Annotated in this window: 1 pseudogene; it reads right to left on the bottom strand. The window is 83.4% G+C overall.

The annotated features are described in order from the left end of the window. Window positions 1–500, bottom strand: a pseudogene (locus GJV82_RS19245) (YhgE/Pip domain-containing protein); the annotation flags it as partial.

The raw sequence follows: 500 nt of genomic DNA, 5'->3' as shown, positions 1-500 counted from the left end.
GGCCGCCGCGCTCGCGCCGTCCCGCAGGGTGGCCGCGCCCGCGGAGAGCTGACCGGCGCCCGTGGCGAGCCGACCGGCACCGTCCGCGGCGCTCGTCGCGCCCGTCTGCAGCGCCGACGACCCCGCGGCGAGCGTGCCGGCACCGGCGGAGACCCGGGCGGCCCCGTCCGCGAGGGCCGCCGCGCCGGAGGACAGGGCCGACGTGCCGTCGGCGAGCAGGTCCGCGCCCCGGGCCGCGGCGACGTTCCCCGCGTACAGCTCGGCCGAGCCGTCCTTGAGGGTGCCTGCGCCGGCGGCGATCTGGGACGCCCCGTCGGCGGCCCGGGCGTTGCCTGCGGCGAGGCGGGCGGCGCCGTCGTCGAGGTCGCGGTTGCCCGCGGCGAGGCGAGCGGCGCCGTCGTCGAGGTCCCGGGTGCCCGCGGCGAGGCGGGCGGCGCCGTCGTCGAGGTCGCGGCTGCCCGCGGCGAGGCGGGCGGCTCCGCTCGCGGCGTCGCCCGTGC

Source organism: Cellulosimicrobium composti (assembly GCF_009711085.1).
Taxonomy (GTDB): domain Bacteria; phylum Actinomycetota; class Actinomycetes; order Actinomycetales; family Cellulomonadaceae; genus Cellulosimicrobium; species Cellulosimicrobium composti.
This window is presented reverse-complemented; position numbering and strand designations above follow the sequence as displayed.